At 61.0% G+C, this 21,357-nt stretch carries 24 protein-coding genes and 1 tRNA gene; 5 read left to right on the forward strand and 20 right to left on the reverse strand.

The features are described 5' to 3' along the window. The first annotated feature begins 10 nt into the window (after positions 1–10). Positions 11–1,363, forward strand: a complete 1,353-nt coding sequence (locus HX851_RS30480) for a c-type cytochrome (RefSeq protein ID WP_177064382.1) — start codon at positions 11–13, stop codon at positions 1,361–1,363. Positions 1,364–1,374: 11 nt separating this feature from the next. Then, positions 1,375–2,382, forward strand: coding sequence for an XdhC family protein (locus HX851_RS30485; RefSeq protein WP_177064383.1), 1,008 nt, complete (start codon positions 1,375–1,377; stop codon positions 2,380–2,382). A gap of 93 nt (positions 2,383–2,475) precedes the next feature. Here HX851_RS30485 and HX851_RS30490 read toward each other — a convergent pair whose 3' ends face one another. The 10 genes from HX851_RS30490 to thrS all read right to left on the reverse strand — a co-directional run bounded on the left by HX851_RS30490 (position 2,476) and on the right by thrS (position 10,816). Continuing rightward, positions 2,476–3,120, reverse strand: coding sequence for an amidase (locus tag HX851_RS30490; RefSeq protein WP_177064384.1), 645 nt, complete (start codon positions 3,118–3,120; stop codon positions 2,476–2,478). A gap of 234 nt (positions 3,121–3,354) precedes the next feature. Further along, positions 3,355–3,431, reverse strand: a tRNA-Pro gene (locus HX851_RS30495). Between the two features lie 89 nt (positions 3,432–3,520). Continuing rightward, a complete protein-coding gene (locus HX851_RS30500) occupies positions 3,521–3,877 on the reverse strand; it encodes a MerR family transcriptional regulator (RefSeq protein WP_017128239.1) in 357 nt (118 codons plus the stop codon). After that, positions 3,858–4,160, reverse strand: a complete 303-nt coding sequence (ihfA, locus tag HX851_RS30505) for an integration host factor subunit alpha (protein WP_002553164.1) — start codon at positions 4,158–4,160, stop codon at positions 3,858–3,860. Before ihfA ends, HX851_RS30500 begins: the two co-directional genes overlap by 20 nt. Positions 4,161–4,163: 3 nt before the next feature. Next, complete coding sequence (gene pheT / locus HX851_RS30510) at positions 4,164–6,545, reverse strand: phenylalanine--tRNA ligase subunit beta (protein WP_177064385.1); 2,382 nt, start codon at positions 6,543–6,545, stop codon at positions 4,164–4,166. 27 nt (positions 6,546–6,572) lie between these two features. Further along, positions 6,573–7,589 (reverse strand): phenylalanine--tRNA ligase subunit alpha, encoded by a 1,017-nt coding sequence (gene pheS, locus HX851_RS30515; RefSeq protein WP_177061851.1) that lies wholly within the window; start codon positions 7,587–7,589, stop codon positions 6,573–6,575. Positions 7,590–7,700: 111 nt separating this feature from the next. After that, positions 7,701–8,057 (reverse strand): 50S ribosomal protein L20, encoded by a 357-nt coding sequence (gene rplT / locus HX851_RS30520; protein ID WP_007905879.1) that lies wholly within the window; start codon positions 8,055–8,057, stop codon positions 7,701–7,703. 30 nt (positions 8,058–8,087) lie between these two features. After that, positions 8,088–8,282, reverse strand: a complete 195-nt coding sequence (gene rpmI / locus HX851_RS30525) for a 50S ribosomal protein L35 (protein ID WP_002553160.1) — start codon at positions 8,280–8,282, stop codon at positions 8,088–8,090. Positions 8,283–8,342: 60 nt separating this feature from the next. After that, positions 8,343–8,894: a translation initiation factor IF-3 gene (gene infC / locus HX851_RS30530; RefSeq protein WP_177061863.1), complete on the reverse strand. Its 552-nt coding sequence runs from the start codon at positions 8,892–8,894 to the stop codon at positions 8,343–8,345. Then, positions 8,894–10,816, reverse strand: a complete 1,923-nt coding sequence (thrS, locus tag HX851_RS30535; RefSeq protein WP_177061848.1) for a threonine--tRNA ligase — start codon at positions 10,814–10,816, stop codon at positions 8,894–8,896. The genes infC and thrS overlap by 1 nt, the downstream gene beginning before the upstream one ends. A gap of 387 nt (positions 10,817–11,203) precedes the next feature. On the opposite strand from thrS, the gene HX851_RS30540 reads away from it, so the two are divergent. Further along, complete coding sequence (locus HX851_RS30540; RefSeq protein ID WP_177064386.1) at positions 11,204–11,506, forward strand: hypothetical protein; 303 nt, start codon at positions 11,204–11,206, stop codon at positions 11,504–11,506. Between the two features lie 294 nt (positions 11,507–11,800). Continuing rightward, positions 11,801–12,013: a cold-shock protein gene (locus HX851_RS30545; protein WP_003179963.1), complete on the forward strand. Its 213-nt coding sequence runs from the start codon at positions 11,801–11,803 to the stop codon at positions 12,011–12,013. 72 nt (positions 12,014–12,085) lie between these two features. On the opposite strand, the gene HX851_RS30550 is transcribed toward HX851_RS30545, so the two are convergent. From HX851_RS30550 to HX851_RS30595, 10 genes are all read right to left on the reverse strand, one after another. Next, positions 12,086–12,409, reverse strand: coding sequence for an I78 family peptidase inhibitor (locus HX851_RS30550; protein ID WP_177061844.1), 324 nt, complete (start codon positions 12,407–12,409; stop codon positions 12,086–12,088). A gap of 169 nt (positions 12,410–12,578) precedes the next feature. Further along, a complete protein-coding gene (locus HX851_RS30555; protein WP_177061842.1) occupies positions 12,579–12,884 on the reverse strand; it encodes a hypothetical protein in 306 nt (101 codons plus the stop codon). Between the two features lie 227 nt (positions 12,885–13,111). Next, entirely contained in the window at positions 13,112–14,140 is a 1,029-nt protein-coding gene (locus HX851_RS30560) for a nucleoside hydrolase (RefSeq protein WP_177064387.1), read from the reverse strand. A gap of 28 nt (positions 14,141–14,168) precedes the next feature. Continuing rightward, a complete protein-coding gene (rbsD, locus tag HX851_RS30565) occupies positions 14,169–14,573 on the reverse strand; it encodes a D-ribose pyranase (RefSeq protein ID WP_177061838.1) in 405 nt (134 codons plus the stop codon). Then, positions 14,570–15,490 carry a ribokinase gene (gene rbsK, locus HX851_RS30570; RefSeq protein WP_177061828.1) on the reverse strand — a complete coding sequence of 307 codons (921 nt, stop codon included), beginning with the start codon at positions 15,488–15,490 and terminating at the stop codon, positions 14,570–14,572. Before rbsK ends, rbsD begins: the two co-directional genes overlap by 4 nt. Positions 15,491–15,545: 55 nt before the next feature. Then, positions 15,546–16,556, reverse strand: coding sequence for a LacI family DNA-binding transcriptional regulator (locus HX851_RS30575; RefSeq protein WP_177061826.1), 1,011 nt, complete (start codon positions 16,554–16,556; stop codon positions 15,546–15,548). A gap of 3 nt (positions 16,557–16,559) precedes the next feature. Beyond that, positions 16,560–17,537: an ABC transporter permease gene (locus tag HX851_RS30580; protein ID WP_017128227.1), complete on the reverse strand. Its 978-nt coding sequence runs from the start codon at positions 17,535–17,537 to the stop codon at positions 16,560–16,562. Continuing rightward, entirely contained in the window at positions 17,534–19,087 is a 1,554-nt protein-coding gene (locus HX851_RS30585) for a sugar ABC transporter ATP-binding protein (protein ID WP_177064388.1), read from the reverse strand. The genes HX851_RS30580 and HX851_RS30585 overlap by 4 nt, the downstream gene beginning before the upstream one ends. A 64-nt stretch (positions 19,088–19,151) precedes the next feature. Then, a complete protein-coding gene (locus HX851_RS30590; protein WP_177061822.1) occupies positions 19,152–20,108 on the reverse strand; it encodes a sugar ABC transporter substrate-binding protein in 957 nt (318 codons plus the stop codon). Positions 20,109–20,328: 220 nt separating this feature from the next. After that, a complete protein-coding gene (locus HX851_RS30595; RefSeq protein ID WP_256262544.1) occupies positions 20,329–20,787 on the reverse strand; it encodes a hypothetical protein in 459 nt (152 codons plus the stop codon). Between the two features lie 319 nt (positions 20,788–21,106). Between HX851_RS30595 and HX851_RS30600 the strand changes: the two genes are divergently transcribed. Beyond that, complete coding sequence (locus HX851_RS30600; protein WP_177061820.1) at positions 21,107–21,355, forward strand: DUF1654 domain-containing protein; 249 nt, start codon at positions 21,107–21,109, stop codon at positions 21,353–21,355. The last annotated feature ends 2 nt before the right edge of the window (positions 21,356–21,357 follow it).

The raw sequence follows: 21,357 nt of genomic DNA on the forward strand, positions 1-21,357 counted from the left end.
CGGAGATTTCATGAAAAACAGCCGATTCGCAAGAACCGCTGGCTGGCTGGCCCTGCCGTGCCTGGTCGCGGCTGGCCTGCTGGCCTGGTACGTCACACGTGAACCCAGCTCGCCCCTGGAGAGCGACCAGGCCGCCGAAGCCCGCTTCGACCCGGCCCTGGTCGCTCGCGGCGAGTACGTCGCCCGCCTCAGCGACTGCGTGGCCTGCCACAGCGTGCCGGGCGGTGCGCCCTTCGCCGGAGGCCTGGAGATGGCCACGCCGCTGGGTGCGATTCACGCCACCAACGTCACCCCGGACCGCGACACCGGTATCGGCCGCTACAGCCTGACGGACTTCGACCGCGCCGTGCGCAGCGGCGTTGCCCCGGGTGGACGGCGCCTCTATCCGGCCATGCCCTACCCGTCCTACGGCAAACTCAGCGACGATGACGTGCGCGCGCTGTACGCGTTTTTCATGCAAGGCGTCGCCCCGGTCAAACAGGCCAATATCCCCAGCCAGATCCCCTGGCCGCTGAACATGCGCTGGCCCATCGCCCTGTGGAATGGCGTCTTTGCCGATACGACGCCCTACGCGGCCAAGCCTACCAACGATGCGCTCTGGAACCGTGGCGCCTACCTCGTCCAGGGTCCCGGTCACTGCGGCAGTTGCCACACACCACGAGGTTTGGCCTTCAACGAGAAGGCACTGGACGACTCCGGTACACCGTTCCTGGCCGGCGCCCTGCTCGACGGCTGGTACGCACCGAGCCTGCGCGACGATCACAACACCGGCCTGGGGCGCTGGAGCGAGCCGCAGATCGTCCAGTTCCTCAAGACCGGACGCACTCAGCACGCGGTGGTCTATGGCTCGATGACCGAGGCGTTCAACAACTCCACCCAGTTCATGAGCGACGATGACTTGCGGGCAATCGCCCGCTATCTCAAATCACTTCCCGGCGACCCCGGGCGTGACGGCCCACCCTGGCAATACCAGGCGGTGTCCGCCGCGACGCTGCAGAACATGCCCGGCGCCCACACCTATGTAACCCGCTGCGCCGCCTGCCATGGCCTGGCGGGCGAGGGCCAGCCAGAATCGATGCCGCCGCTGGCCGGAGCTACCTCCGCACTGGCCGCGCATGCCGACTCGGCGATCAACATCACCCTCAACGGCTCGCAGCGCGTGGTGGCGGCCGGCCTGCCGGATGCCTACCGCATGCCGGCATTCCGTGAACAGCTGTCGGATCAGGAAATCGCCGAGGTGCTGACGTTCGTGCGCAGCACCTGGGGCAATCAGGGCGGTGCCGTTGATGCACACGCGGTTGGCACGCTGCGCGGGCACACCGGCCCCGCCAGCAGCAGCCCCATTATCCTGCATATGCGCTGAGCCCGGACGTCATGGAGAGCATTGATCTGCTGGTCTTGCGCACCGCCCGCGACTGGCTTGGCGCCGGGGAACGCGTACTGCTGGCAACCGTGGCGCGTACCTGGGGCTCGTCGCCGCGTCCCGTCGGCTCGATGATGGCCTTGCGTAACGACGGCCGTGTGGTCGGCAGCGTCTCAGGTGGCTGTATCGAGGATGACCTGATCCACCGATACACCACCGCCCATGGCGGCACGGGCCTGACAGACGGGCTGCCCGAAGTCGTGCGCTACGGTATCAGCGCGGATGAGGCCCATCGCTTTGGCCTGCCCTGCGGCGGCACGCTTGAACTGGTCCTCGAATTCAGCCCGTCGCGACAGCAGCTCGATGAAGTCCTGAACCGGCTCGATGCCGGCAGTCTCATTCGTCGCCGGCTGGCGGTAGACACCAACGAAGTGGTCCTGGAACCGACCGCGATCCCTGAGCAGTTCAGTTTCGATGGGCAGTACATGACCAACACCCTGGGCCCCGGCTATCGCATGCTACTGATCGGCGCCGGCGCGCTGGCCGAATACCTGGCGACCATGGCGCTGTTCAACGGCTTCAAGGTGGCGGTCTGCGATCCTCGACCCGAGTACATGGAGTCCTGGGCGGTCGATGACGTGGAGTGCATCGTCGGCATGCCGGACGATGTCGTCCGCGCCTTTTCCGTCGACCTGCGCACCTGCATCGTCGCGCTCAGCCATGACCCCAAGCTCGACGACCTGGCGCTGCTGGAAGCCTTGCAGGGCCCCGCCTTCTACATCGGCGCCATCGGCTCGCGTCGCAACAGCCAGTTGCGCCGCGAGCGACTGATCGAGCACTTCGCCCAGACCGAAGCCTCGCTCAAGCGCCTGCGGGGGCCGATCGGCATCTACATCGGCAGCAAGACCCCGTCCGAGATCGCGGTGAGCGTCATGGCCGAAATACTGGCGGCCAAGAACGGTATCGCCCTGTCGAGCGAGGTCACGATAGCCGTGGGCAAATGTGTTCATGAAGCGTGAGCCAGAACGCAGCCCCTTGTCACACCATGGGCCAGAGCAGTGATACCCCGCCAGCAAACCGGCGGGGTTGTTTGCTCAAAAAGCCCCGCCCACTCATCGAGCCGGACACTTCTGCCCCGACGGGGCCGTGGGCTTGAGCATGCTCGGAAGCACCAACCCCCGCGTGCCCAGACTCACCAGCTCATACGCCGCAAAAGGGCATTTCACCTGAGTCGTGCCGTCTTTGGCGGTGACGCTATTGATGCCCATGAACACCTCATAGTTTTTACCCTTTTCAAAGGTAAAAACAGCGGCCTGCTCCGAACATTGCATATAGCTACTGCCATAGGTGCCCGCCTGCAGCGTCTGGAGCGCCAGCACAAATGGCTTGCCCGCCGGCACCCGGTATTCGGCCACGATTTCCGAATAGTTGCCTTCAGCCATTCTTATCGCGCCCAGGTAGTCACTCAGTTTCGGCGCAAAACGGGCGGGCATATCCAGCCGCGGCGGCACCACGGGTGACTGCGGGTAGTTGATTGATGGCAGGTGATCGCCATAGAAGCGCCCTGCCCTGGCCAAGCCCTGCTCATTCCCCACACAGCCGTCGTACACGCCGCCCCGTACCTCACCATTGGTGATCACGCGAAGCTGGGCGGTGTCGGTACCTGGAGCCGGCTCGACATAGGGGACCCACGGCCGCATGCCACAGGCAGTGAGCAGGATCAGGCCGGCATACAGAGGAATATGCTTCAGGAACATGAGACCAGCCCCTCGCAAACGACAGAGACGGTATGGAGATGCGCCAGACGGGTAATGTGCATAGATCCCTCTACAGGTGTTTCAGGTGGGCGGGCTTCAAAAGTGACGCACATGAAAAAGCCCAACCTTTCTTCGGGCTGATGTTTTGATTTTATTTTGATTCTGTTTTGATTGTGATGCCGCAAAAGAAAACGGCTCAATCACCGTAAGTGCTTGAGCCGTCTACTAAATTATTGGTCGGGACGGAGTGATTCGAACACTCGACCCCTTGCACCCCATGCAAGTGCGCTACCGGGCTGCGCTACGCCCCGACACTGAGTAGCTGTGCTTTCAAACTGCTGAAAGCGATTAGGAATCTAACCTAACCTTTTGAATTTTGAAAGTATTATTTCCAAAAAATTTACTTCTTCAGCACCACCAGCACATCCTCCAGCTCGGAAATCATCTGGCGGATCAGCTGTTTGTACTGGGTGCTGTCGTCCTTGGCCTCGTCACCGGAGAGGCGCAGACGCGCCCCGCCGATGGTGAATCCCTGGTCGTACAGCAAGGCGCGAATCTGCCGGATCATCAGCACGTCGTGGCGCTGGTAATACCGACGATTGCCACCACGCTTGGCGGGGTTGAGTTGAGGAAACTCTTGTTCCCAGTAACGCAGCACATGCGGTTTTACCGCACACAGCTCGCTGACTTCACCAATGGTGAAGTAGCGTTTGCCTGGGATCGGCGGGAGCTCGTCGTTATGACTTGGTTCCAGCATAGGCCTCAACTCGGGCTTTCAACTTCTGCCCTGGACGAAAGGTGACCACACGGCGAGCCGTGATCGGGATTTCTTCTCCCGTTTTTGGATTGCGGCCAGGCCGCTGGCGTTTGTCCCGCAGATCAAAGTTGCCGAATCCCGACAGTTTGACCTGCTCGTTGTCTTCGAGAGCGTGTCTGATTTCTTCAAAAAACAGTTCGACCAATTCCTTGGCCTCCCGCTTGTTCAGACCCAGCTCTTCGTAGAGACGTTCCGCCATTTCAGCTTTCGTCAGAGCCCCCATACGTCACTTCCTTAACGTGGCGTTCAACCTGGTTTCGAGCGAGGTGAGGATGTTTTGCGTCGTGGAGTTCACCTCATCGTCATTAAGAGTGCGCGATGGATGCTGCCAGGTCAAGCCAACTGCAAGGCTTTTTCTATGCGGATCAATGCCTTTACCCTCATAGACGTCAAAGAGCCTGAGCTCTGTGAGCCATTCGCCTGCATTTTCACGAATTACGTCCAGTACGGCACTGGCCGCCACGCCCTTGTCCGCCAACAGCGCAAGGTCACGACGAACTTCAGGGAAGCGCGACAACTCGCTGAATTTCGGCATTTTGCCCAGGGCCACTTCAGCCAGAACCAACTCGAACACGAAGACCGGACGGTCGAGACCGAGGGTTTTCGACAATTCGGGGTGGATTGCGCCGATGAAACCGACCAGGCGCCCTTCCCGCTCGATGCGCGCGGTCTGACCCGGATGCAACGCTGGGTGCTTGCCCGGCACGAAGGTGAAAGAATCCAGCGCACCGGCAAAGCCCAGCAGCGCTTCCACGTCAGCCTTGACGTCGAAGAAGTCGACGGTGTCGCGACCTTGTGCCCAACCTTCCGGCAGGCGGCTGCCGCAGACCACGCCGGCCAGCATCGGCTCTTGCTTCAGGCCTTCCAACTGACCGACAAAACGCAGACCGCTTTCGAACAGGCGGACACGATCCTGCTGACGGTTCAGGTTGTGCTGCAGCGCCTTGACCAGGCCTGGCCACAGGGACGAGCGCATGGCCGCCATGTCGTTGGAGATCGGGTTGGCCAGCAACAACGGCTCGACGCCCGGGCTGAACAGTTCGAACTGCTTCGGATCGATGAAGCTGTAGGTGATCGCTTCCTGGTAACCACGGGCCACCAGTAGACGACGCAGCTCAGGCAGGTCGCTACGGGCTTCAGCCTTGGCTTTTGGTGCCAGGCGGGCTTGCGGGTAACGAACCGGCAGGCGGTTGTAGCCGTACAAGCGCGCCAGTTCTTCGATCAGGTCGACTTCCAGGCTGATATCGAAGCGATGGCTAGGTACGTCGACCTGCCACTGCCCCGCCCCACTGGCGACAATACCCAGGCCCAGGCCGGAGAGCAGACGCTCGATCTGCGGGGCGTCCATTTCCATGCCCAGCATCTGGGTGATGCGCTCGGCACGCAGGGTCACCGGGGCAATGGCAGGCAGGTGCGCTTCGCTGACGGTTTCGATGATCGGGCCAGCTTCACCACCAGTGATTTCCAGCAGCAGGCCGGTGGCGCGCTCCATGGCTTCACGGGCCAGTTGCCAGTCCACGCCACGCTCGTAGCGGTGCGAAGCGTCGGTGTGCAGGCCATAGGAGCGGGCCTTGCCAGCCACGGCGATCTGGTCGAAGAACGCGCTTTCCAGGAAAATGTCACGGGTGGTCGCGGTGTTGACGCCGCTGTGCTCACCGCCCATCACGCCGGCAATCGCCAGGGCGCGGGTGTGGTCGGCAATCACCAGGGTATCGCTACGCAGGCTGACTTCCTGACCGTCGAGCAGTACCAGCTTCTCGCCCTCTTCCGCCATCCGCACGCGGATGCCGCCGTTGATTTCGGCGAGGTCGAACGCGTGCAGCGGCTGGCCAAGTTCGATCATCACGTAGTTGGTGATGTCGACGGCGGCATCGATGCTGCGCACGTCGGAACGACGCAGGCGCTCGACCATCCACAGCGGGGTCGGCTTCGACAGGTCGACATTGCGGATCACGCGGCCCAGGTAACGCGGGCACGCTGCCGGCGCCAGGACTTCGATCGAACGCACTTCGTCATGCACGGCGGGCACCGCCGCCACGACTGGACGAGTGACCGGAGCGGCATACAGCGCGCCGACTTCACGGGCCAGACCGGCCAGGGACAGGCAGTCGCCACGGTTCGGGGTCAGGTCGACCTCAATGCTGGCGTCGTCCAGGTTCAGGTAGACACGAATGTCTTCGCCCACCGGCGCATCGGCCGCCAGTTCCATCAGGCCGTCATTGCCTTCGCCGATCTGCAGCTCGGCTTGCGAGCACAGCATGCCGTTCGACTCGACGCCGCGCAGCTTGGCTTTCTTGATCTTGAAGTCGCCGGGCAGTTCGGCACCGATCATCGCGAACGGGATTTTCAGGCCCGGGCGCACATTGGGCGCGCCACAGACGACCTGGAAGGTCTCCGAACCGTTGCTGACCTGGCAGACGCGCAACTTGTCGGCGTCCGGGTGCTGTTCGGTGCTGAGTACTTCGCCGACGATCACGCCGCTGAAGGCACCGGCGGCCGGGGTCACGCTATCGACCTCAAGACCGGCCATAGACAGACGAGCAACCAGCTCGTCGCGGCTCACCTGCGGGCTTACCCAGCCGCGCAGCCATTGTTCACTAAATTTCATCCTGTTCTCCCAATAGATTCGTTACGACTAGCGAAATTGCGCGAGGAACCGCAAGTCGTTGTCGAAGAACAGACGCAAGTCGTTCACGCCGTAACGCAGCATGGCCAGACGCTCGACGCCCATGCCGAAGGCAAAGCCCTGGAACTCTTCCGGATCGATACCGGACATGCGCAGCACGTTCGGGTGCACCATGCCGCAGCCCATGACTTCCAGCCAGCCGGTCTGTTTGCAGACGCGGCAGCCCTTACCGCTGCACATCACACATTCCATGTCGACTTCAGCGGACGGCTCGGTGAACGGGAAGTACGAAGGGCGGAAACGTACCGCCAGCTCTTTCTCGAAGAACACCCGCAGGAACTCTTCGATGGTGCCCTTGAGGTCAGCGAAATTGATGTCGCGATCGACCAGCAGGCCTTCGACCTGGTGGAACATCGGCGAGTGGGTGATATCGGAGTCGCTACGGTACACACGGCCTGGGCAGACGATGCGGATCGGCGGCTTCTGCGATTCCATGGTGCGGACCTGTACCGGCGAGGTATGGGTGCGCAACAGCATGTTCGCGTTGAAATAGAAGGTGTCATGCATCGACCGGGCCGGGTGGTGGCCTGGGATGTTGAGCGCCTCGAAGTTGTGGTAATCGTCTTCCACCTCGGGACCTTCGGCGATGCCATAGCCGATGCGGGTGAAGAATTGTTCGACGCGTTCCAGAGTCCGGGTAACCGGATGCAGACCGCCCGAGGTCTGGCCGCGGCCAGGCAGGGTCACGTCAATGGACTCGGCGGCGAGTTTGGCAGCCAGATCCGCCTCCTCGAACGACGCCTTGCGCGCATTGAGAACCTCTGTGACACGCTCCTTGGCAACGTTGATCAGGGCGCCGACTTGCGGACGCTCTTCTGCCGGCAGACTCCCCAGGGTCTTCATCACCTGAGTCAGCTCGCCCTTCTTGCCAAGGTAGTGAACCCGGATTTGCTCCAGGGCATTGATGTCTTCAGCGCTTTGCACAGCCTCAAGTGCTTGAGAGACCAGTGCGTCCAGGTTTTCCATGTACAGACTCCAGATACGAAATAGGGGAAGAGCTGTAAGGCTCTTCCCCTATTTACTGACGTTTAACACCCGAGCCCGCAAAGGCGAACCCAGGTGATTGTCGGGGGGTACTTAAGCCAAGGTGGCTTTAGCTTTCTCGACAATCGCAGCAAACGCCGCTTTTTCGTTCACTGCCAGATCAGCCAGAACCTTACGGTCGATCTCGATGGACGCTTTTTTCAGGCCGGCGATGAAACGGCTGTAGGACAGACCGTTGATACGAGCACCAGCGTTGATACGAGCGATCCACAGAGCGCGGAACTGACGTTTTTTCTGACGACGGTCACGGTAGGCGTATTGGCCTGCCTTGATTACCGCTTGCTTGGCAACACGGAATACGCGCGAGCGAGCGCCGTAGTAGCCTTTAGCAAGTTTCAGAATTTTTTTGTGACGTTTACGGGCAATGACGCCACGCTTTACACGAGCCATGAGTTACTTCCTCTATTCTTGATCCAAAAATTAACGAAGGCGCAGCATGCGCTCGACTTTTGCCACGTCAGACGGATGCAGCAAGCTGCTACCGCGCAGTTGACGCTTACGCTTGGTCGACATTTTGGTCAGGATGTGGCTCTTGAAAGCGTGCTTGTGCTTGATACCGTTAGCAGTTTTCAGAAACCGCTTAGCAGCACCACTTTTAGTTTTCATCTTTGGCATGTTCGGATACTCCGCATTCAGTTGATAAACATAACCGCAAGGCCTGCCGTGCCCTGGTGGTTACTTCTTCTTTTTCGGGGCGATGACCATAATAAGCTGGCGTCCTTCCATCTTAGGATGCTGTTCGACCGAACCGTACTCGAGCAGGTCACCTTCAACCCGCTTGAGGAGTTCCATCCCCAGCTCCTGGTGGGCCATCTCACGACCGCGGAATCTCAAGGAAACCTTGGCCCTGTCCCCATCACTCAGGAAACGTACCAGGTTGCGCAGTTTTACCTGGTAATCCCCTTCCTCCGTCCCTGGACGAAACTTGATTTCTTTAACCTGCACTTGCTTCTGGTTTTTCTTCGCAGCAGCAATTTGCTTTTTCTTTTCGAAAATCGACTTGCCGTAGTCCATCACCCGGCAGACGGGTGGCACTGCATCGGCGGAAATCTCCACCAGATCCAGCTTGGCTTCTTCAGCAATCCGAAGCGCTTCATCAATCGAGACGATGCCAATCTGCTCGCCATCAGCGCCAATTAACCGAACCTCGCGTGCCGAGATATTCTCGTTGATCGGGGCCTTCGGTGCAGCTCGTTTATCTTGTCTCATTTCACGCTTAATAATAATTACTCCGAATCTGGGCGACCACGCCGGGAAACCGCTTGCGCGAGGAACTCGGCGAACTGGGCGACGGGCATCGAGCCCAGGTCAGCACCTTCACGAGTACGCACAGCGACAGTCTGCATCTCGACTTCCCGATCTCCGATAACCAAAAGATAGGGAACCTTGAGCAAAGTATGCTCGCGGATTTTAAAGCCGATCTTTTCATTTCTCAAGTCGGACTTGGCACGAAATCCGCTTTCGGCCAGAGTTTTTTCCACTTCGAGGGCAAAATCAGCCTGCTTGTCCGTGATATTCATGATCACGGCCTGGGTAGGCGCCAGCCACGCCGGGAACGCGCCCTCGTAGTGCTCGATCAGAATTCCGACGAAACGCTCGAACGATCCGAGGATCGCCCGGTGCAACATCACCGGATGCTTGCGGCTGTTGTCTTCGGACACGTATTCGGCGCCGAGACGGATAGGCAGGTTGAAATCGAGCTGCAGGGTACCACACTGCCAGACGCGACCGAGACAGTCCTTGAGCGAAAACTCGATCTTCGGACCGTAGAAGGCACCCTCGCCCGGCTGCAGGTCGTACGGCAGGCCCGCGCTGTCCAGTGCGGCAGCCAGCGCGCTTTCGGCGCGATCCCACAGTTCGTCGGAGCCCACACGCTTTTCCGGACGGGTGGACAACTTCATTTCGATGTCTTTGAAGCCGAAGTCGGCGTAGACCGCCATGGTCAGCTTGATGAACGCGGCGGACTCGGCCTGCATCTGCTCTTCGGTGCAGAAGATATGGGCATCGTCCTGGGTGAAAGCACGCACGCGCATGATGCCGTGCAGCGCGCCCGACGGCTCGTTGCGATGGCAGGCACCGAACTCGGCCAGGCGCATCGGCAGCTCGCGGTAGCTCTTCAGGCCCTGGTTGAACACCTGCACATGGCACGGGCAGTTCATCGGCTTGATGGCGTAGTCGCGGCTTTCCGACTCGGTGGTGAACATGTTCTCGGCGTAGTTGGCCCAGTGCCCGGACTTCTCCCACAGGGAGCGATCGACCACTTGCGGGGTCTTGATCTCCAGGTAGCCGTTGTCACGCTGCACCTTGCGCATGTACTGCTCGAGCACCTGGTACAGGGTCCAGCCATTCGGGTGCCAGAACACCATGCCCGGCGCTTCTTCCTGGGTATGGAACAGGCCCAGGCGCTTGCCGATCTTGCGGTGGTCGCGTTTTTCCGCTTCTTCGATGCGCTGGATGTAGGCGGCCAGCTGCTTCTTGTCCGCCCAGGCCGTGCCATAGACGCGCTGCAACTGTTCGTTCTTCGCGTCGCCGCGCCAGTAGGCACCGGACAGCTTGGTCAGCTTGAACGACTTCAGGAAGCGCGTGTTCGGCACATGCGGGCCACGGCACATATCGACATATTCTTCGTGGTAGTACAGGCCCATGGCCTGTTCGTTCGGCATGTCCTCGACCAGGCGCAGCTTGTAGTCTTCGCCACGCTGGGTGAACACGTCGATCACTTCGGCACGCGGCGTGACTTTCTTGATCACGTCGTAATCTTTTTCGATCAGCAACTGCATGCGCTGCTCGATCGCCGCCAGGTCGTCCGGGGTGAAGGGACGCTCGTAGGCGATGTCGTAGTAGAAACCTTCGTCGATGACCGGACCGATCACCATCTTGGCCGTCGGGTACAGCTGCTTGACCGCATGGCCGACCAGGTGGGCGCAAGAGTGACGAATGATCTCCAGCCCCTCTTCATCCTTGGGCGTGATGATCTGCAGGGTGGCGTCGGCGTCGATCAGGTCGCAGGCATCGACCAGCTTGCCATTGACCTTGCCGGCCACGGTGGCCTTGGCCAGGCCGGCACCGATGGATGCGGCGACATCGGCTACGGAAACCGGATGATCGAACGAACGTTGACTGCCGTCGGGAAGAGTAATAGTGGGCATGGCGCCTCCTCTCCTAGTGGTGACCCCTACCAAAGGTCACGTGGGTTGGGATGAGCAGCCAGTACATGATCCGTCCAGCCGTTCAGTGAAGAACGCCTGCCGCACAGTGGCAGGAGCCGCAAGGCCAACCGGAAAACGAACCACCGTGACTGGAGTTCAAGAAAAAGGGTTGATGGCATGGCATCAGTCGGTTGCAACCCGCACCGATGCCGGAAATAGCCAGGTCGGGGATGCTAGCACAGATGAACGGTCATCGCCTCGCCTGACGCACAAACTGCTAAAGTCCGCAGGTTTTGCAGCCCGGGTGAACTTGAATTGCACCCGTGCCCTCAAATACAGGGTAAGCGCTACTCAGCCCGTCGTTTTTATCCAGAGGAGTATTCGAACATGCGCCTGACTCATCTTTTTGCCTTTGCCGCCCCCGCCCTCCTGCTGCTACCCCTGAGCGCCCAGGCTGACTGGCCGTCAAAGGAAACACGCGCCGCCTACATGAAGGACTGCACTGCCGCCGCCAGCCAGAGCGTCCCGGTCAATGTCGCACAGCAACACTGCGCTTGTGGCGCCGACAAGCTGCGGGACAACTTCAGCAAGGATGAAATCTCCGCGCTGATGAACGCGAAAAAAGAGCCCAGCCCCGAACTCAAGACCAAGGCGCTGAACGCCATTGCCGCGTGCCGGGTCGTCAAATAACCCCTGAAACAGGGACACTTGTGAGGCCTTCAGGGCAGAAAACGGCTTGAAAACCAGCCTTTTCACACATTTTATGCAGCTTTTACGGCTTTTTTTATCACCGCCTTTTTTCCCTGAAAGCCTTTTAAACCGGGGCTCTCAGACAATCACCGTGGTAAAGAAAGCGCGACTGATTGGCAATCCGCCGCTGCAGGGGGCTCCCAAGTCGAACATTTCGACTATGATAGGCCAGTGTGCCCAGTTGGCCTGAGCAGCACAGTACTACTGAAAATATATGTTTCTTGGAGATACACCATGTCTAATCGCCAAACCGGCACCGTAAAATGGTTCAACGATGAAAAAGGCTTCGGCTTCATCACTCCTCAAGGTGGCGGTGACGACCTGTTCGTACACTTCAAAGCTATCGAAAGCGACGGTTTCAAAAGCCTGAAAGAAGGCCAGACCGTTTCCTTCGTGGCTGAGAAAGGCCAAAAGGGTATGCAAGCTGCACAGGTTCGTCCGGAGTAAGTTTCCGCGAACTGAAAAAACCCCGTCCATGTGGCGGGGTTTTTTATGGGCGCTATACAACCGACCGGCCGATCAGCCGCAGTTGACCCGCTCGATCTTGCCGGCGCTGTCGGCATTGAGGTTCAGACGGTCCGAACGGTATTCCAGTGTGACCATGTCATCCGGCCCGAGGATCCGTGCGCTCTGTGCGCCGCTGCGGCTACGCGCCTGCTCCAGCAGCTCGGCAGAGGCCTGCTTGCCGATCGCGAACTCGGCGCCTTTGGCTTCGCAACGGCTATTGCCATTGCCGCTTTCGCTGGCAGGCGCACTGGCCGCCGGCGCGGAACCACTGTTCGCGCAACCCGCCAGGACCGACATGGCGAACAACGCCCCCAAAGATGCAAGCTTCCAAGGCATGAAGCCTCCTTTCAAAAAATAAGTAGAGTGCGTGCGACCGCCGTTTACGTCATTGGTTGCATATCGAACGGTCGCTGGCCTGATTCTTACAGCAAGGCAGGACAAGTCTGCCTGAGCCGCCGACTCGCCTGCGCAATGAATCGTGACTGAATATGAACGAATGGTGGAGTCAGTAGATGTCGATGTAGTCGTACGGCGGGTTGGGCCAGTTCTCTTTCAACGCATTGAAGATCTGCATGACCCAAACCTCGTCGCTGGCCGCGACATTGCCGACATAACCGGAGCCGGCCGCCCAGGTTTCGAGGCGGAACGACAGGCCGTCGATCTCCTGCCCGCCGACCACGCCGGAAGACAGGTAGGCGATGCCGGAACGGGTCACCCGTAACTGGGTGTGCACGTCGTCACTGGCCGAAGCGAGCAGCTGGCGCACCGCGTCGAGGGTCAGGTTGGCGGGGTTGTTCAGGTCGATCTGCACGGGCGGGTTCCAGGAAAAACAAAACCCGATTCTGACATGCGGCCAGGTCCTGTGCCCAGCCACCGCGAGCGGTTGTGACGCGGAGTGTCCAATCGCTTCGATCGTTCCCACGCTCTGCGTGGGAATGCCTCTCTGGACGCTCTGCGTCCGCTCTTGTGACGCGGAGCGTCACGGGCTGCATGCCCACGCGGAGCGTGGGAACGATCAACGATCAGTCGGTACCGAAGTTACTTCAGGCGGGCCAGGCGCGCCGTCAGCAGGTCGAAGAAGCCCTGGGCGTCGCCGTTCTCGACCCAGAACACGTTCTTGTTCTGTTTCAGGCCATCGTACCAGTCGACAATGGTCTGGCCGAAGGTCGGGCCTTCACGGCTGTCGACCACCATATTGACCTGACGCCCGCTGAACAGCTCGGGCTTGAGCAGGTAGGCGATCACCGTGGCGTCGTGCACCGGGCCACCGGGAATACCGTAATGCTCCATGTCACCCTTGACGTACTCGTTGAGAATATCGCCGACCACCTTGCTGGCGTTGTTGTTCAACGCCGCGATCTTCTTCAGGCGCTCCTCGCTGGTGAGGATCTTGTGGGTCACGTCCAGCGGCAGGTAGGTCAGCTTGACCCCGCTCTTGAGCACCACCTCGGCGGCTTGCGGGTCGGCGAACAGGTTGAACTCGGCCACTGGCGTAATATTGCCGCCGTTGAAGTGTGCACCGCCCATGACCACCACTTCCTTGATGCCCTGGGTGATCTCGGGATCCTGAATCAAGGCCAGGGCCAGGTTGGTCTGCGGCCCCAGCATGGCAATGGTGATGCTGTGGGGCTTGGCCGCACGCAGGGTCTCGATCAGGTAGTTGACGGCATTGCCCTTGGCCAGGGGCGCCTTGGGTTCATGCACGGTGACGCCGGAGATGCCTTCCTTGCCGTGGATATTCTCGGCGTAGATCGGCGTGCGCAACAGCGGCCTGGGCGCACCGGCATACACCGGCACCTCTTCGCGCCCTGCCCACTCACGGGCCAGGCGCGCGTTGCGCGAGGTCTTGTCCAGGCGCACGTTGCCGGCCACGGTGGTCAGGGCGCGGATATGCAGCTCCTCCGGCGAGGCCAGGGCGAACAGCAGTGCGACCACATCGTCGGCACCCGGATCGGTGTCGATGATCAGGTCGATTTTTTCCGCCCCCTGGACGCCTGTAGCAGTAAGCAAGGACAAAATCAGCAGACTCCGGAACCAGCGTTGCAAGATCTGAGCATAACGGTGCATGGTGCACTCCTTGTGCATGGGTTGAAATCTAAAACGTGACGCCGGAGACCAGGACGATGTTGCAGTACGGCTGGCATTCGCCGGTGCGCACCACCGCCTTGGCCTGGCGACTGAGCAGCTTGAATTCTTCGTGACTGAGCAGCCGGCGCTGTCCCAGATCGCCCTGGATATTCAAGGCCTCCAGGTGCTCCAGTGCCGGCGGACGCTTGAGCAGGATCTCCTCGGCCAGCACATGGCTTTCCACCTGCATCTCGCTGAGCACGATGCGCAGGGTGCTGACGAAGTCCGGAATGCCCTGGGTCAGGGCCAGGTCGATCAGTTCGACGCCCGGCGGCACCGGCAGACCGGCATCGCCGATCACCAGCATCTCACCATGTCCCAGGGAGGCGATCAGTCGTGACAGCGCGATATTGAGCAGCGGTGCTTTTTTCATGGCTGTTGGAAACCCTGTACGTCGGACAAATGGGGAATGGACGGCTGCGCGCCGGCACGGGTGACCGACAGGGCCGCAGCGACCTGGCCAAAACGAATGGCCTCGGCTTCGCTCTTGCCGGAGGCCAGCGCCGCGGCAAAGCCCCCGACAAAGGTATCGCCGGCGGCCGTGGTGTCGAGCGCCTTGACCTTGGGCGCCGGAAAATGCGCGAAGGACTGGCCATCGGCAAACAGCGAGCCCTGGGCACCGAGGGTGACAATCACCTTCCCTGCCCCGGCCGCCATCAGGCGGGTCGCGGCGGCCTCGGCAGTCGCCAGCGAATCCACCGGCAAGCCGCTCAGGGCCGAGGCCTCGCTTTCATTGGGAATCAGATAATCGATGGACGCATACCAGTCAGCCGGCAGCGGCGCACTGGCCGGCGCCGGATTGAGGATCACCGTCTTGCCCAGTTCACGCCCGCGCTTGAGCGCATAGCCGACGGTTTCCATCGGCACTTCGAGCTGGCAGATGATCACATCCGCCGCCTGCAGCACCGCGTCGAACCCCTTGAGGACATCGGTCGTCAGGCAGCCGTTGCCGCCGGCGACAATGACAATCGCGTTCTGGCTGCTGGCATCGACCACGATCAGCGCAACGCCGCTGGACACGCCATCAATCGCGGTGACCGCCTGGCAATCGATACCCTCCACCAGCAAGGCATCGCGCAGTTGCTGGCCGTAGGCGTCATCGCCGACACAGCCGACCATCGACACCCGGCCCCCCAGGCGCGCCGCCGCGACCGCCTGGTTCGCGCCCTTGCCGCCGGGAACCGTGGCGAAGGACTGGCCGATCAGGGTCTCACCCGCGCGTGGCAGCCGCTCGGCCCGGGTGACCAGATCCATGTTGAGACTGCCTATGACCACTACTTTTGCTTGCATGCATCATTACTCTTGAATTCAATTCGGTCAGGTTCAGCGCCGCGGCCCCAAGGGCTCATACGAGCCCATCCGGGACCGGCGCCGTCGACTCGCGCAGGACGATACTCGGGATCACGATCCTCTGGTCGATCGGCACCTGCGGCGTCGCAATACGTCGCAGCAGCAGTTCGGCCGCCGTCTCCCCCAGTTGCAGGATCGACTGGCCGACCGTGGTCAGCGCCGGGTAGACATAGCGACTCATCTGGATATCGTCGAAGCCGATGACCGACAACTCGCCGGGCACACGGATATTACGTTCCGCCGCTGCCCGCAGGACACCGATGCCGAGCAGGTCGTTGCCGGCGAAAATCGCGCTGGGCCGGTCGCCGTCCAGCAACACCGCGGCGGCCTGATAACCACCGGTACTGGTGAAGTCGCTGGCCAGCACCCACTTGGCCGGCACCTTGACCTTCGCTCGCTGCAGCGCCCGGCGATAACCGGCCAGGCGCAGTTGCGCCACGCTGGTATTGTCCGGCCCGCCGATAAAGGCGATTGCCCGATGCCCCAGCTCCAGCAGGTGTCGGGTTGCCAGGTACGCGCCTTCCTCGTGGTCGATACGCACCATGTCGGTTTCCAGACCGATGACGCCCCGGTCGACGATCACCATCGGCGTGCGCACCGCGGACAGACCGGCCGCGAAACTTTCGTCGCCACCGGTGGAGGCCACGATCAGGCCGTCGACGCGCTTCTCCAGCAATACACGCAGGTAGCTGCGCTGCTTGTCCGGATCATCGTCGGAATTACAGAGGATCACGCAGTAGTTGTTGCGCTCGCAGTAATCCTCGATGCCCCGCGCCAGTTCGGCGAAGTACGGGTTCAGGCTGTTGGGCACCAGCAGGCCGATGGTCGCGGTGGTCTTGGCCTTCAGTGACCGCGCCACGGCACTGGGCACATAGTCGAGGGTGGCAATCGCCGCCTCGACCTTGAGCCGCACTTCCTCGCTGACCGGCCGGGTCTTGTTCAGCACATGGGACACCGTGGTGTAGGAGATCCCGGCCAGCGCAGCAACGTCCTTGATGGTCGCCATGGTTCAAGCCCGCCGACGGGCGCGTTGGCTGCGATAGGTATCCAGCACCACCGCGATGACGATCACGGCACCGGTGATGATCCGCTTGGTCGGTTCGGTCGCTCCGATCTGCGCCAGGCCGGCCGCCAGCACCGAGATGATCAGGACACCGAAGAAGGTGCTGATCACCGAGCCGCGCCCACCCATCAGGCTGGTGCCACCGATCACCACGGCGGCGATCACCTGCAGCTCCAGACCAGAACCGGCGTTCGGGTCGGCCGCCTCCAGGCGTGAGATCTGGAACAGCGCCGCAACCCCGGCCAGCAGACCCATCAGGCTGAACACCAGGATTTTGTAGGGCTTGGGGTTGATCCCCGCCAGCCGCACCGCTTCCTCGTTGGTACCGATACCGATCAGGTAGCGACCGAACACCGTGCGGGTCAGGACCAACTGGGCCGCGATGATGATCGCCAGTGCAATGATGAACGAGGGCGAGATACCGAAGGCGATCGGGTTCGACAGCCAGGCGAACGAGTCGCCGATATAGGCGGTGCGCGAGCCGGTCATCTGGTAGGCGACCCCACGGGCCATTTCCAGCACACCGAGGGACACGATAAACGACGGAATCCGCCAGGCAACGGTGATCGAACCGGTGATGGTCCCGGCCAGGGCCGCACAGCCCATGCCCAGCACCGCCGCCGGCAGCACACCCCAGCCCCAGCCGAGAATCGCCACGCTGACCGCGGACGCCGCCAGCGCCAGCACCGACCCCACCGACAGGTCGATGCCGCCGATGATCAGCACGAAGGTCATGCCCACCGCCAGCACCATCAGGTCGGGAATCTGGTTGGCCAGGGTGCTGAAGGTGTCATAGGAGAGGAAATGACTGCTCAGGCTGGAGAACAGGATGATCATCGCCAGCAGCGCGCCGGCCAGCCCCAGGTAAGTGCCGAGGCCGTAGAAGTTGCGACTGGCTTTACCGGCCGAGGGTGCAGTTTTCATAGGGTATCCCTAGGCGCCGCATCGTTGAGCAGCGCGTCACGTTTTTGGTAGCCGGCAAAGGCGGCAGCAAGCAAATCGTCCTGGGTCCAGGTGTCGCGCTCGAAGGTCTCGATCAGACGCCCGGCGGACAACACGCCGATCCGGTCGCAGATCAGCATCAGTTCGCGCAGGTCGCTGGACACCACCACCAGCGCCTTGCCCTGGCGGGTCAGTTCGCCGAGCAAGGCATAGATATCGAACTTGGCACCGACGTCGATCCCGCGCGTCGGCTCATCGAACAGCAATACCGAACAATCGCGCTCCAGCCAGCGGCCGATCACCACCTTTTGCTGGTTGCCGCCGGACAGCTCGGAGACCAACTGATCCGGGCTCGAACTGCGGATGCGCATGGCCCCGATCTGTCGCCGCGCCAGGGCCGTTTCGTCACGTCCGTTGACCACGCCGCCACTGGAAATCGCCGGCATGTTGCCCAGGGCGATATTGGCGCTGATCGATTGCGTCAGCAGCAATCCCTCGCCCTTGCGATCCTCGGTGATCAGCGCGATGCCATGGCGCACCGCATCCACCGGCGAGCGGATGTCCGCGACCTGCGCCGGCGAACCGAGGGACACCGTGCCGCTATCGGCGATATCCGCGCCGTAGATCAGGCGCAGCAACTCCGTACGCCCCGCGCCGATCAGGCCGGAAATGCCGTAGATCTCCCCGGCGCGTACTTCGAAGGAAACGTCGAGCACCTTGTCCGAACGGCTCAGGCCCTTGACCGTCAGGGCCGGCGCGCCAATCTTGCGCACGCCCATGTCCATGTGTTCGCCCAATTCGCGGCCCACCATCAGGGTGACCAACTGCTCGCTGTTGTAATTGGCCATCGGTTCGACACAGACCAGGTTGCCGTCGCGCAGTACCGCGATGCGCTGGGCGACCCGGGCCAGCTCTTCGAGCCGGTGGGAGATATAGATGATCGCCACACCCCGGGCCTGCAGGCGGGTGATCTGCTCGAAGAGCATTTCGACCTCGCGGGCGGTGAGCATCGCGGTCGGCTCGTCGAGAATCAGCACATGGCAATCGCCGATCAGGTTGCGGGCGATTTCCACCATCTGCTGGTGGCCGATGCCAAGATCGCCGACCAGGGTATCCGGGTCGATCGCGTCCAGGCCGACCTGGGCCATCACCTCGATGGCGGCCTTGCGCAGTTGCTTGCGGCTGATCCAGCCACCGTGACTGGGCAGGTTGTCAAGAAACAGGTTCTCCGCCACCGACAGGGTCGGCAACAGATTGAGTTCCTGCATGACCATGCGGATCCCCTGCTCTTCAGCCTGGGTCCGACTGCCGGGGGCATAGGCCCGGCCATTGAACTGCATCTGGCCGGTGGTCGGTGTGACCAGTCCGCCGATGATCTTCGACAGCGTGCTTTTCCCCGCGCCGTTTTCACCGGTCAGCGCCAATACTTCCCCACGCATCAGCGTCAGGTCGATGTTGCTCAGGACAGGTTGCGCGTAGGTCTTGCCGATACCGCTGACCGACAGGACAGCGTTCGGTGCGGAAGATGACATAGGAAAGTCTCCAGGCGCCCGCTCAGGACGAGCGGGCGCTGTTGGGTGCAGCCAAGTACAGGGATTACTTCTTGAGGACCAGCTCGACCGGGGTTTCGATCACGCCGTTGACGCTGTCGACTTTCTCGCCCTTGACCAGCTTGAGCGCGTTCTGGATACCGAAGACGGCTTGCTGGGCAGCAGCCTGGTCAGCAGTGGCCAGCACGCGGCCATCCTGGAGCATCGGCTTGATGGCTTCGATGTTGTCATAGCCGACCACTTGCACCTTGCCGGCCTTGCCCGCGGCACGCACCGCGGAAACAGCGCCCAGGGCCATGTTGTCGTTACCGGCCAGCAATGCCTTGAGGTCCGGGTACTCGCTCAACATCGCGGAGGCGACCTTGTTGCCCTGGTCGATTTCCCAGTTACCGGATTGGGTGGAAACGATCTTCATGCCGGCCGCATCCATCGCGTCCTTGAACCCGGCGGTACGCTGCTGGGCGTTGGTAGTGGTCGGTACGCCTTCGATGATGCCGACCTTGTCGCCGGCAGCCAGGGTCTTGGCCAGGTAGTCACCCACCAGGCGGGAACCCTTGCGGTTGTCCGGTCCTACGAAAGGAATCTCGAGGTTTTTGCTTTTCAGCACGTCCGGGTCCAGGCGGTTGTCGATGTTGACGACCTTGATCCCGGCGTCGGAGGCTTTCTTCAGCACGGTCACCAGGGCCTTGGAATCGGCCGGGGCAATCACCAGCGCATCGACCTTGGCCAGAATCATCTGGTTGACGATATCGATCTGCGCGGCGGTATCGGTCTCGTTCTTGATCCCGTTGGTGATCATGTCGAAATCGGTGGCGTGGGCTTTCTGGTAATCCTTGGCGCCATCCTGCATGGTGACGAAGAATTCATTGGCGAGGGATTTCATGACCAGGCCGACTTTCGGCTTGGCGGCTTCCGCGGCGAAGGCCGAAGAAAGTGGCAGAGCGGCAGAGGCGGCAGCCAGCACAGCGACAGCGAGAAGACGTCCAGCGAATGGCAACTTCATGGGTTCACTCCGATCTTATGATTATTGTGAGCAATGCCAGGAGCGCGACGGGACTTCGGATGCGACTTTTGGAGAAAGCCCCTGAAACGGTCCGCGCAAACGTTTGCGTAAGACAAACTATGAGAACCCCGCTGACTTTTGTCAACGGGGTTGTAGGGGTTTCAGCGAGAGATTTTCATGAAGAAAGCGTCATCGACGAGCTGTCGACGCGCAGTGCCGATCAGGCGGTGGTATTGATCGCAGAGGCCTTGCCCGCCTGGTCGGTCAAGGCCTTGACCAGGGCGTTGGCCACTTCCATCAGACTGCCGTTGGTCTGGGAAATCTGACTCTGGATCCCCATCAAGGTGGTGGTGCGCACGTCATCCGACGGATAGGAAGCCTTTTCCGCCGCGGCCAGTTGCTGTTCCTGCTGACGCAACAGCTCCTGCAATTCCTTCATGCGCTTTTGCAGCGTCTTGATCGCGATGCTCTGCGAACTTGTACCGCTGTCGGCATCCGGCGCATCGGCAGCGGCCCCGCCGGTCTTCACTTTACCGTCCTTCGCATCGGCCTCGCTGGTGGCTTGCACCGCCTTGTCGATCTCGTCCGTCATGGCGATGGTCTTGGATTCCGTCGCACTGGGCAGCTTGCCATTGATCAGCAAGCCGCCAGGAGAAGGAAAACCGACTGACATGGACATAAGAACCTCGGGAAAATTTTCTGTACCTGTTTATCGGCGGCAAGCGCCAGGCCTTTAGCCGCCCTGTACGACCTTGCATCCATTGCCGACACGAATCCCTACATTCAAGCCCACCTTCAGCGCCGCAAAAGCTGAAAAACCCTACCGGTTAAAAATCACCAGCCGACATCTATCCCACTGTAAATTCTTATAATTTTTCCTACGACTGACATCAAATCGCAAAAGCTTCTGTCAGAAAGCGCACCAGTTCTCGCTGAGAGTTGCGAAATGCCCCACAGTAAAATACTGTATACACGTACAGCTAATTAAGGATTGTTCCGTGGCAAACCCAACTTCAGCCTCCGCCGCCCCCAGTTCCTACGAACGCATGGGCCTGCGCGTACAGAAAATCATCAACTCACCCACCGCCCAGAAAGCCAGGGCCGCGCTGATCTTCCGCCTGCTGGACGAGTCCGTCGACGAGTGGGAACAACTGCTCGAAGAAATCGCCGAAAACGACAACGTCACCCTCGCCTACCGCGATGACGGTGGCGTGCAGATTTTCTGGGTCGTGCCGAAGGAAGACTGAAA

The organism is Pseudomonas gingeri, assembly GCF_013385635.1.
GTDB classification, from domain to species: Bacteria; Pseudomonadota; Gammaproteobacteria; order Pseudomonadales; family Pseudomonadaceae; genus Aquipseudomonas; species Aquipseudomonas gingeri_A.

Excerpts from the sequence above, each read along its gene's own strand:
- HX851_RS30500 (WP_017128239.1), bottom strand. The coding sequence starts at position 3,877 with ATGCTGGAACCAAGTCATAACGACGAGCTCCCGCCGATCCCAGGCAAA.
- pheT (WP_177064385.1), bottom strand. The coding sequence starts at position 6,545 with ATGAAATTTAGTGAACAATGGCTGCGCGGCTGGGTAAGCCCGCAGGTG.
- HX851_RS30560 (WP_177064387.1), bottom strand. The coding sequence starts at position 14,140 with ATGCACCGTTATGCTCAGATCTTGCAACGCTGGTTCCGGAGTCTGCTG.
- HX851_RS30575 (WP_177061826.1), bottom strand. The coding sequence starts at position 16,556 with ATGGCGACCATCAAGGACGTTGCTGCGCTGGCCGGGATCTCCTACACC.
- HX851_RS30540 (WP_177064386.1), top strand. The coding sequence starts at position 11,204 with ATGCGCCTGACTCATCTTTTTGCCTTTGCCGCCCCCGCCCTCCTGCTG.
- rbsK (WP_177061828.1), bottom strand. The coding sequence starts at position 15,490 with ATGCAAGCAAAAGTAGTGGTCATAGGCAGTCTCAACATGGATCTGGTC.
- HX851_RS30580 (WP_017128227.1), bottom strand. The coding sequence starts at position 17,537 with ATGAAAACTGCACCCTCGGCCGGTAAAGCCAGTCGCAACTTCTACGGC.
- rbsD (WP_177061838.1), bottom strand. The coding sequence starts at position 14,573 with ATGAAAAAAGCACCGCTGCTCAATATCGCGCTGTCACGACTGATCGCC.
- HX851_RS30480 (WP_177064382.1), top strand. The coding sequence starts at position 11 with ATGAAAAACAGCCGATTCGCAAGAACCGCTGGCTGGCTGGCCCTGCCG.
- HX851_RS30490 (WP_177064384.1), bottom strand. The coding sequence starts at position 3,120 with ATGTTCCTGAAGCATATTCCTCTGTATGCCGGCCTGATCCTGCTCACT.
- HX851_RS30550 (WP_177061844.1), bottom strand. The coding sequence starts at position 12,409 with ATGCCTTGGAAGCTTGCATCTTTGGGGGCGTTGTTCGCCATGTCGGTC.
- ihfA (WP_002553164.1), bottom strand. The coding sequence starts at position 4,160 with ATGGGGGCTCTGACGAAAGCTGAAATGGCGGAACGTCTCTACGAAGAG.
- rplT (WP_007905879.1), bottom strand. The coding sequence starts at position 8,057 with ATGGCTCGTGTAAAGCGTGGCGTCATTGCCCGTAAACGTCACAAAAAA.
- thrS (WP_177061848.1), bottom strand. The coding sequence starts at position 10,816 with ATGCCCACTATTACTCTTCCCGACGGCAGTCAACGTTCGTTCGATCAT.
- rpmI (WP_002553160.1), bottom strand. The coding sequence starts at position 8,282 with ATGCCAAAGATGAAAACTAAAAGTGGTGCTGCTAAGCGGTTTCTGAAA.
- HX851_RS30590 (WP_177061822.1), bottom strand. The coding sequence starts at position 20,108 with ATGAAGTTGCCATTCGCTGGACGTCTTCTCGCTGTCGCTGTGCTGGCT.
- pheS (WP_177061851.1), bottom strand. The coding sequence starts at position 7,589 with ATGGAAAACCTGGACGCACTGGTCTCTCAAGCACTTGAGGCTGTGCAA.
- HX851_RS30595 (WP_256262544.1), bottom strand. The coding sequence starts at position 20,787 with ATGTCCATGTCAGTCGGTTTTCCTTCTCCTGGCGGCTTGCTGATCAAT.
- HX851_RS30545 (WP_003179963.1), top strand. The coding sequence starts at position 11,801 with ATGTCTAATCGCCAAACCGGCACCGTAAAATGGTTCAACGATGAAAAA.
- HX851_RS30585 (WP_177064388.1), bottom strand. The coding sequence starts at position 19,087 with ATGTCATCTTCCGCACCGAACGCTGTCCTGTCGGTCAGCGGTATCGGC.
- HX851_RS30485 (WP_177064383.1), top strand. The coding sequence starts at position 1,375 with ATGGAGAGCATTGATCTGCTGGTCTTGCGCACCGCCCGCGACTGGCTT.